Below are 9,315 nucleotides of genomic sequence, written 5' to 3' on the forward strand. Positions count from 1 at the left end.
GTATGGGCCCTCGCGAGTCGCTCCCAGGATGACCACCGACCTCCCCGCCCCGAAGTCCTCGACCCACGCCCTCACGGGGACGCTGTTCCACCTCTGGGTCTTCCTCGGCTCCTTCCTGCTCTTCCAGGTGGAGCTCATCCTCGCGCGGCTGCTGCTGCCCTCCTACGGAAGCAGCGCGGCCATCTGGACGACGTGCCTGGTGTTCTACCAGGCGGTGCTGGTGCTCGGTTACTTCTACTCAAGCCGCGTCGCGGTGGCCGCGCACCAGGGCCGCTACCGCTGGGCCCACCTGGGCTTCGTGCTGCTGGCGGTGGTCGTCTTCCCGTTCCGGCTGCACCTCTTCGAGCTGCACCCCGTGGCGGCCATCCTGTTCACGCTGACGCTGTCACTGGGGCTGCCGTTCCTCGCGCTGTCGACGACGAGCGTCGTCGCCCAGGGCTGGTTCACCCGCACGGAGCACCCCTCCCGGGGCGACCCGTTCTTCCTCTACGGGACGTCCAACGCGGGCGCGCTCACGGCGCTGCTCACCTTCCCCTTCCTGGTGGAGCCGGCGCTCGACCTTCGGGAACAACTGGGCGTCTGGTACGCGGGCTACGGCGCGTTCGTCGTCTTCGCGCTGCTCTGCATCCAGCGCGTCCGTCCGGCGCTTGCGGGTGGGAGCACGACGTCCGAGCCCGTGGCCCGGACCGAGCCGGTGCCCCGCGCGCCGCGCGCCTCCCGCATCACCTGGCTGCTGCTGTCCGCGAGCGCCAACGCGCTGCTGCTCGCGGTCACCAACGTCCTCACGCTGGACGCCTCCATCCCGCTGCTCTGGATTCTCCCCCTCTCGCTGTACCTGCTCACGCTCATCGTCTGCTTCTCGAAGCGGCCCCCCACGCCCACGGGGTTGAACCGGCTCGCGCTGGGGAGCCTCGCCGTTGCCATGGGCGCGGCCCTCTTCGCGCTGGCACGCGCGCAGACTTCGCTCCCCTCCCTGGTGCTGCACAGCGCGGTGCTGTGGGTGGGCTGCCTGCTGATGCACGGCAACCTCGTGTGGTGCCGCCCGTCGGACCCGCGCCTGCTGGGCGCGTTCTACCTGCACGTCTCGCTGGGCGGCTTGGTGGGCACCTTGCTGCTGGCCCTGGTCGTCCCCCTGACGCTGGGCTCGCTGGCGCTCCCCTACCTGGACCACGGCCTCACCGGCCTGCTCCTGCTGGGCGGACTGGCGGCGCGGGACATGATGCGCCGGGGCCAGGGGCTGCCCGTCCCGAAGCTGGCGCCCTACGTGTCCAGTGGTGCCGCCCTGTTCGTCGTCGCCGTGCTGGTGCTCTCCGGGTGGATGCTCGCGCGCGGTCGCATTGAAGGCTCGCGCACCTTCTACGGCCTCTACACCGTCAAGGACGCGGAGGGCCTCCGGCTGTTCCAGCACGGCAGCACCGTCCACGGCGTGGAGAACCTCCACCCGGACGCGCGAGGAGAGCCGCTCTCCTACTACCACCGGGGCTCCGCGGTGGGCCGGGTGCTGGCCTCGGAGCGGATCGCGCGTGAGCGCGTGGCCGTCGTGGGGCTCGGCATCGGCAGCCTCGCCGCGTATGGCCGCCCCGGCGAGCGCTGGGACTTCTACGAGTTGGATCCAGAGGTGGAGCGGCTCGCGCGCCAGCACTTCAGCATGCTCGGCTCCAGCCAGGCGGCGCTCCGCGTCCTCGCGGGGGATGCGCGCCTTCGCATGGAGGAAGCCGAGGACGGCGGGTACGACGTCATCGTCCTCGATGCGTTCTCCAGCGACTTCGTCCCCACGCACCTGCTGACCCAGGAGGCGCTGAGCCTCTATCTCCGGAAGCTCGCGCCGGAGGGGCTCCTGCTGTTCCATGTCTCCAGCCGGCTCTTCGACCTGGTCCCCGTGCTCACCCGCTTGAGCACGGAGCTGCGAGTCCAGGGGCTCGTGAATCAGACGGAGCGCCTCACCGCGGAGGAACTGGCGTCGGGCCGCTCACCCAGCGTCTGGTTCGCCATGAGCGCAAGCAGCGACGTCGTGGCCCGCCTCACCCAGGGGCTGCCCTTCCAGCCGGTGGACACGCCGCCGGAGCTGAAAGGCAGGCGCGTCTGGACCGACAGCTACGTCAACCTGCTGCACGCGCTCGCGCCCTGAGGCCGCGGCGGCTACGCGGTCTTCTCCCGGGCCGAGAGCCCCTCGGGCGAGGGCGCGCCGGATTCGGCGATGCGCCGGGTGAGGCGGCGACGGACGACGTCGACGTGCTCCCGGAAGAAGTAGAGGTTCTCCGCGTAGGCCAGGGGCATGGGGATGCGGTTCACCTCGCGCTCGGCCTCGTCGAGCCGCCGCAGCATCTCCTCCAGCATGTCCCGGCCCGGGTCCTCCTCGAGCTGGAGCTCGATTTCCTTCAGCCGCGCGTACCAGCGGAAGATGCGCGAGCGCACGCGCCACTGGTACAGGGCCGGCGCCACCCGGCCCAGGGGCACCAGGACGGCGATGAAGGGCACCAGCATCACCCAGAGCCGGTCCACCAGGTTGGCGGCCCAGAACGGCAGATAGCGGTGCAGGAGCGGAACGCCGGAGTCGTAGTAGCGGCGCGCCTCGCTGCTGAACGGGAAGCCCGCCTCGAGCGCCGCCGGGAATTCGCCCGTGCGGTCCAGGATGCCGGCCTTGCCGTGGACCTCGCTGGCCGCGCGCATCAAGAGGTAGGCAAGCGCCGGGTGGAGCGCCTCGGTGGCCACCAGGTTCGCGGTGGGCGCCAACATCACCACGTCATGGTCCGGCACGTCCGCGGCCAGGTCGAGCACGCCTCGCGGCAGCACCTGCCGGGACAGATAGGGGTAGCGGCGCACGTAGGCCTCGGCCCGCGAGAAGCTGAGGAGGTTGATGTCCGGCACCCGCGCGAGCCGCTGGACGGGCGGTGACTCCGCCGGGGACACGATGAAGACCGCATCGACCTTGCCCTGCTTGAGCTGCTCGATGGCCTCGTCGCGCTCCAGGTTCAAGAGCTCCGTGGGCGCGGCGCCCACGCCGTTGGCCTCCAGCAACTTCATGGACAGGGCGCGCGTGCCGCTCTCCTCGGGCCCCACGACGATGCGCTTGCCCTGCAGGGCGTTCAGTTCGTCGATGAGGGGCCCCCGGTAGAAGACCCACAGCGGCACGTAGGAGAGGCTCCCCAGGGACACGACGTGCGGCGCCTTGGTGGCGTCGGACGTCCCGCTCTGGACGAAGGCCACGTCCACGCCGGACTGTTCGTCCTCCAGCAGCTTGATGCTGGTGAGCGAGCCGTCCGTGGGACGAATCTCCACCGTGACGCCGTGCTTCGCGAGAATCTCCTGATACTTGCGCGCGAAGTACCGGAAGCCGCCCTCGTCCCCAGCCGCGGCGATGACGAGCTTCTTCGGCGGCGCGGGCTTGACGAAGTAGAACGTGACGGCGAACGCGATGCTGACGATGACGAGCGCGGGGCCCAGCGTCATCCACAGGTCCCACCGCAATGTGCGACGCAAGCGAGCCTTGAGCGAGTCCTTCTTCATGATGGGCGCGGAGTATAGACACGGCGCGCGCCCGCCACGGGGCCCGGCCGCCGAAGGGGCGGCCGGGCAGTCAGAAGGCGGTCACTCCACCCGCCTCCCGAGGAACGGCCGCCTCAGCTCCGCCGGCGCTTGGAGCGTGATGCATCCCAGCCCATCAAGGTTCGGCTGCGCTCGTGGCGCCGTTGGTCGCGCTCGGCGGCGGCATTGCCCTGACGGTCCTTGTAGGCCTGCTCGCGCCGCAGCCGCTCGTAGCTGGCGAGCCGCGCCTCGGGCAGGGTCCCCGACGATACGGCCGCGCGCACCGCGCACCCGGGCTCTCGCTGGTGCTGGCAGTCCGTGAAGCGGCAGCCCGCGGCCAGCTCGAGGATGTCGGTGAACGTCTGGCCGACGCCGTCGTCCTCGCCCCACAGCCCCAGCTCGCGCATGCCGGGCCCGTCGATGAGCAGTCCGCCGCCCGGGAGCACGAACAGCTCGCGGTGCGTGGTGGTGTGACGGCCCTTGTCGTCCTCGGCGCGGACCGCCTGGGTGACCAGCCGCGCCTCGCCCAGGAGCCGGTTGACCAGCGTGGACTTGCCGACACCGGAGGAGCCGAGCAGCGCCCCCGTCCTTCCAGCCGGCAGGTGCGCGCGCAACGACTCGATGCCCTCCCCCGACCAGGAGCTCAGCGCGAGCACGGGTACCCCCGGAGCCAGCTCCTCCACCTCGGCCACGAGTGAGTCCGCGTCCGGGCGCAGGTCCGCCTTGGTGAGCACCACCACGGGCGCGGCGCCGCTGGTCCACGCCAGCGCCAACGCCCGTTCGATGCGGCGGGGATTGAAGTTGCCGTCCAGTCCCGCGACGAGGAACACGATGTCCAGGTTGGCGGCGATGAGCTGCCCGTCGCGCTCACTGCCCGCCTCGCGCCGGGCGAGCACGCTGGCGCGAGGCAGCACCGCATGGAGCAGCGCCTCGCCTTCTCCGTCAGGGAGCTGGAGCGCCACCCAGTCGCCGATGGTGGGCAGGGACTCGACGCCGGGGGCTTGATGGAGAAGCCGGCCCGCGGTGCGCGCCAACAAGGTGCGCGTGTCCGTCTGGACCGTGAGCAGTCCTCGATGCTGGCGCACGACGCGGCCAGGGACGAGGGAGAGCGGGGACTGCGAGACGAGCGAAGAGAATGCGTGTTCGAAGGCTGGACCCCAGCCGAGGGTTTCAAGCGACATGGTTGGAAGGACTCCGGAGCATGTCTACCCTGGAGGGCGGCGACGGGAAATGGCCACGTATTCGGAAGGTTCGAAGCGCGCCACGCGGCGACGGAACGCCAGCGTGGACCCTGGCCACAGCGTGGATATCCGGCCAGTGGCGTCCTGGTACCAGCTCACACATCCCCCCTTCGCCCACACCGTGCCAGCCATCCGGGCGTCGAGCTGCCGGACGTACTCCGCCTGGGCGTCCGGTGACGGCTCCACGGCCGCCAGCGCCCGGCCGTCCAGGTAGCGCAGCGCCCCGAGCACGTGCTCCACCTGGCTCTCAATCATCAGGATGATGGACGTGTGCCCCAGGCCGGTGTTGGGCCCCAGGAGCATGAAGAGGTTGGGGAACCCACTCACCGTGGTGCCCAGGTGCGCCGTCATCGTTCCCCCCCACGCCTGGGCCAGGGTGCGTCCGCCCCGTCCCCGGATGTGGTGCGCGATGGGCGCGTCCGTCACCCGGAAGCCCGTGCCCAGGATGAGCGTGTCCACCGCGTGCTCGACGCCGTCTCGCGTGACGATGCTCCGCGCGCGCACCGCCTGAATGCCCGAGGTGAGCACCTCCACGTTCCGCTGCGTGAGCGCGGGGAAGTAGTCGTCCGAGAGGAGGATGCGCTTGCACCCCATGACGTACCGAGGCGTGAGCTTCTCGCGCAGGACGGGGTCGGCCACCGAGCGCCGCAGATGGCGCAGCGCCCGGCGCTGGGCGAGCCGCAACAGCCACGGATGCTGGAACGCCAGCACCGACAGCTCGCGCACCCCATGCAGGGTCCACCGCCAGAGCCGCTGCGCTCCGGGCACATGGCGGAAGAGCCAGCGGGCCACGGCCCCCATGGCGTGGTCCCGACGCGGCATCACCCACGCCGGCGTGCGCTGGAAGAGCAACAGCCGCTCCACCTCCGGCTGGATGTGCGGAATGAACTGAACGGCGGAGGCGCCGGTGCCAATGACGGCCACCCTCCGGCCAGCCAGCGCAGGGTCCGCGGCCCACCGCGCCGAGTGCATCACCTTGCCCTCGAAGGTCTCCAGCCCCGGCAGGTCGGGAATGGCTGGCTCGTTCAGACCGCCCACGGCGGAGATAAGGACGTCCGCGGTGGAGTGTCCGGCCGACGTCTGGAGGCGCCAGCGCTGCGCGTGCTCGTCCCAGCGCGCCTCGATGAGCGCATGGTGGAAGCGCAGGTGGGGCTGGAGGCCGTACCGGTCCGCGCACGCGCGCAGGTACGCGTGAATCTCCGCCTGGGGTGAGAAGGCGCGTGACCAGTCGGGATTGGGCGCGAAAGAGAACGCGTAGAGCTGCGACGGCACGTCGCACGCGCACCCCGGGTAGGTGTTGTCACGCCAGACGCCGCCAAGCGTGGCCTCCCGTTCGAGGATGACGAAGTCCTCGATGCCCTCCTGCTTGAGCCGGATGGCCATGCCCAGGCCGCCGAAGCCGCTGCCCACGATGGCGATGCGGACGTGAGGGCGGTTCGGAGAAGGCGACATGGCGAGCGCTCGCTTGTCTGGTGGGTTCCGGTGGAAACGGACACGTCCCACTGTTAGGGGCAGATGTTCTCCAAGGAGCAGCCGTGTTCCGCTTTGAAAACGACCGGGCGCTCATCGAATCCTTCCGCCCCAGAGACCGACGCGTCATCGAGATGCCCCCGGGCATCACCTTCCCGCTCTTCGTGCGTGACTACCTCGCCTGGACGGAGACGTCCGGCGCGCGCGTGTACCTCATCTTCTCCGCGCCGGGCAGCCGCAAGCCCATTGGCATCATCTTCCGCCGGGACGCCCTGGGCGGAGAACCCGTCACCCGCATGTGCGAGTGGTGCCACAGCTACGGCTCGGCGCACGAGGTGTGTCTGCTCACCACAGCGGTGGACAACAAGCGTCGCGTGGGGGTGAACCTCTGCGCCGACCTGCGGTGCAGGGAGAAGCTGGAAGACGCGGCGGACCGCTCCGGCCGCCATCCGCTTGAATTTCTCGGAAAGCTCAATGAGCGAATGTTCCGTTTCGCGCACGAGGCATTGGGCATCGAGGCGCAGCCCGCCGCCTGATATCCGCCGGGCAATCGGGCTTGACCGTGGCGGCATCCTTCGCTCTTTAGCGAAGTGATGCCCCCTGTCCGCCTCCTCGTTCTCGCCTCGCTGCTGGCCACGGGGCTCGCCGCCGCCGCTCCCGTCGTGCAAGTGCCGGAGGGTGGCCGCCCCGTGGAAGTGCTGGCCCAGGGCGTCGTCTGCGGGCCGGTCCGCAATGGCTGGAGCCTGGGCCCGGATTTGCGCTCCGTGCATCCGCCCGCCAGGCCGGACGACAACCTGCGCACGCAGGACCTCAAGGTCGCCGACACCCTGGCGCAGTGCGCGACCAGCGAGCGAATCGTCACGGTGATTGCCACCGGGCCGCTGCCGCGCATCGACTTCTCGGGGACCTCCTTCTATCCGGACGAAGGCCGGCTGGAGCTGCGCGGCGTGGGGCTGTTGAACCTGGGCGTCGCGTGGTCGGGCAAGCCGCGCGGCGAGCCGGAGCGCCCCGCCATGCAAGGGCAGGACGTCTGTCTGTCCCCCTCCAAGCCTCGGGGGCTCGCGGACTGCGCGGTGCCCGTGCCGCAGGGCCTGCCCACGGACACGTCGCTGTACTGGATTCCGCCCTACGGCCGCATCGGGCCGGACGTGAAGACCTACGACGCCTTCGGGAACCTGGTGGACCCCGAGTCGCTCCGCATCCGCCCCGGCCGCACCATCCTCACCGAGCCTCTGGTGCTCTCCAACGGCATCGACGTGTCGAAGGGGCCGGGCAGCGTCCCCGTCAGCCACTCCGAGGCGATTGCCACCGCCGACTGCGGCATCGCCCGCTGCGAGCCGGACGAGGGCTTCATCTCCGTGCGCAACGTCCCAGGCGTGGATGCCACGGTGACGCTGCGCGCGCGGCTGGTGCCACGTGTCTACTTCTCGCGCGGCGACGTGCTCGACCAGGTCATCACCACCACGCTGTCCGTGCTGGCGTGTCCGCTCACGGCGGTGGAGGGCTCGGTGCTGCGCGGCGCGGAGAACTCCGCGCTCGTGGTCCGGTTGGATCCGGTCTGCGCCCATGACCCGCGCACCCTGCTGTGGACCGTCAACGGCCTGCGCGCCCGCGTGGAGCGCGCGGTGAAGCTGGCGGAGGGCACCTACGTGATGCTGCGCACGGGCGGCACGTCCGACCAGCAGGTCACCATCACCGCGCTGACGTCGCGGCAGGATGGAACGGTGGTGGCATCGGAGACGGCGAAGACGCTGCCCCTCCCCGTGCCCCGGGCCAGCCTGGAGCTGCCCGGACATGGCTCCATCGATTTCATCCCGACCAACCGGCCCGCCGAGGTGAGCATGGCGTCCAACGCGGGCCTGGGACGCTTCGTGCTGGAGCCACTGCCTGGCGCCTACAGCGTCACGACGCGGGAGTCCGTCACCCTCATCCAGGGTGAGGCGGCGCCGGGCGCCTTCGTGGCGCTGCGCTTCGGCTACCGGCTTCCCACGCTGCCCGCGGAGCTGGCCACCACCGACCTGGTGATGGTGGATGAGCGCTTCCAACGCGTGGTGCGCGAGGCCAGCGTGCCCGCCCGCATCGAGAACCTGGTGGAGTTCGTCTGCGCGGACAAGGACGGCAAGGACCAGCGACTGGAGCCCAGCCGCCCCCACCGGATTCCCTATGAGATGCGCAACACCTGCCGCGTCATCGTGCACCGTGAGCGCTTGAAGCCGGAGGATGGGAACCAGGAGGTCCTGCTCCGCATCAGCGTCACGCGGCCGGATGGCTCGGTGCGGGGGGAGAGCGGCGTCGAGCAGCGGATGTTCCTGCGTCCGCAGGGAGAGCAGCGCGACATCCCCGTCCCGGGCAACCTGGGGCAGTACGACCGCATCACCGTCCAGGTCTCCCATGTGGCGGACGAGTCCCGCTACGCCTTGAGCGCGACGGACCGCACGGGCCTGCCCTCCGCGCAGTGGACGGCCATCGTCACCGGTGGCCTCTTCCGGCTCTACACGACGGCCGCCATCCCCGCGGGCCTCTACCGCGCCACCGAGCCCACCGGGCAGCTCGCCATCAACTTCGGTGTCGTATCGCGTCTGGCTTTGCTGAACAACGAAGGCCAGGAGCGGCTGCTTGGAATTGAAGCGGGATTGATGGGACTGGGGCTCGTGCCGCAGTCGGGTGACATCCAGTTCCCGCCGACGCTCGCGGTCGTCCTGGGTCTGGGTCTTCGCGTTCCGATTGGACCGGGCGCCGCCGTGGGTGCGCAGGCGTGGATGGCCTACGAGTTCCGCGGAGACATCCGGCGCCGAACGGGAGGAGACCCCTCGCTGGACCCGGTCGTTCCGTCGAGCAAGTGGTCCTTCATCTTCGGACCGAGCATCTCCGTCGGCAACGTGGGCTTCAATCTCTGAGCGCTGTTGAGTCGAACCGGTCCTCGCGAATGAACTCTTCCGCTGAGGACCGGCTCCCACTCGCCCATCCCACACACCCGAGCCGTCCGACTGAAACGGGCTGAAATGCCCCGTTCTGCTGCGCCCTGCGTGCTGCCCCGTCCTACCCGCCGCCCGTACTGCCGTGCTGCCCCGTCCTACCC

6 protein-coding genes are annotated in these 9,315 nt (G+C 70.3%); 3 read left to right on the forward strand and 3 right to left on the reverse strand.

Annotated elements, in window-relative coordinates; all coding sequences use genetic code 11:
• Nucleotides 1-2,128 (forward strand): spermidine synthase (locus tag G4D87_RS27190; protein ID WP_338045002.1); only part of this gene is annotated, 2,128 nt, incomplete at its 5' end.
• A gap of 11 nt (nt 2,129-2,139) precedes the next feature.
• Here the strand turns inward: G4D87_RS27190 and G4D87_RS27195 are convergent.
• The 3 genes from G4D87_RS27195 to G4D87_RS27205 all read right to left on the reverse strand — a co-directional run bounded on the left by G4D87_RS27195 (nt 2,140) and on the right by G4D87_RS27205 (nt 6,218).
• The gene (locus G4D87_RS27195; RefSeq protein ID WP_163785428.1) at nt 2,140-3,507 is read right to left on the reverse strand and encodes a TAXI family TRAP transporter solute-binding subunit; all 1,368 of its coding nucleotides are present in this window, start codon (nt 3,505-3,507) and stop codon (nt 2,140-2,142) included.
• Nucleotides 3,508-3,620: 113 nt separating this feature from the next.
• Nucleotides 3,621-4,706 (reverse strand): ribosome small subunit-dependent GTPase A, encoded by a 1,086-nt coding sequence (gene rsgA, locus G4D87_RS27200; protein ID WP_163785430.1) that lies wholly within the window; start codon nt 4,704-4,706, stop codon nt 3,621-3,623.
• 24 nt (nt 4,707-4,730) lie between these two features.
• Nucleotides 4,731-6,218 (reverse strand): flavin-containing monooxygenase, encoded by a 1,488-nt coding sequence (locus G4D87_RS27205; RefSeq protein ID WP_163785432.1) that lies wholly within the window; start codon nt 6,216-6,218, stop codon nt 4,731-4,733.
• Nucleotides 6,219-6,301: 83 nt separating this feature from the next.
• On the opposite strand from G4D87_RS27205, the gene G4D87_RS27210 reads away from it, so the two are divergent.
• Both G4D87_RS27210 and G4D87_RS27215 read left to right on the forward strand, forming a co-directional pair.
• Complete coding sequence (locus G4D87_RS27210) at nt 6,302-6,772, forward strand: FBP domain-containing protein (RefSeq protein WP_163785434.1); 471 nt, start codon at nt 6,302-6,304, stop codon at nt 6,770-6,772.
• Nucleotides 6,773-6,829: 57 nt separating this feature from the next.
• On the forward strand, nt 6,830-9,133 hold the full coding sequence (locus G4D87_RS27215; protein ID WP_176408862.1) for a hypothetical protein: 2,304 nt from the start codon (nt 6,830-6,832) through the stop codon (nt 9,131-9,133).
• Nucleotides 9,134-9,315 lie beyond the last annotated feature (182 nt).

Origin of the sequence: Myxococcus vastator, assembly GCF_010894475.1 — a bacterium.
GTDB lineage: Bacteria > Myxococcota > Myxococcia > Myxococcales > Myxococcaceae > Myxococcus > Myxococcus vastator.

Excerpts from the sequence above, each read along its gene's own strand:
- G4D87_RS27195 (WP_163785428.1), bottom strand. The coding sequence starts at position 3,507 with ATGAAGAAGGACTCGCTCAAGGCTCGCTTGCGTCGCACATTGCGGTGG.
- rsgA (WP_163785430.1), bottom strand. The coding sequence starts at position 4,706 with ATGTCGCTTGAAACCCTCGGCTGGGGTCCAGCCTTCGAACACGCATTC.
- G4D87_RS27215 (WP_176408862.1), top strand. The coding sequence starts at position 6,830 with ATGCCCCCTGTCCGCCTCCTCGTTCTCGCCTCGCTGCTGGCCACGGGG.
- G4D87_RS27205 (WP_163785432.1), bottom strand. The coding sequence starts at position 6,218 with ATGTCGCCTTCTCCGAACCGCCCTCACGTCCGCATCGCCATCGTGGGC.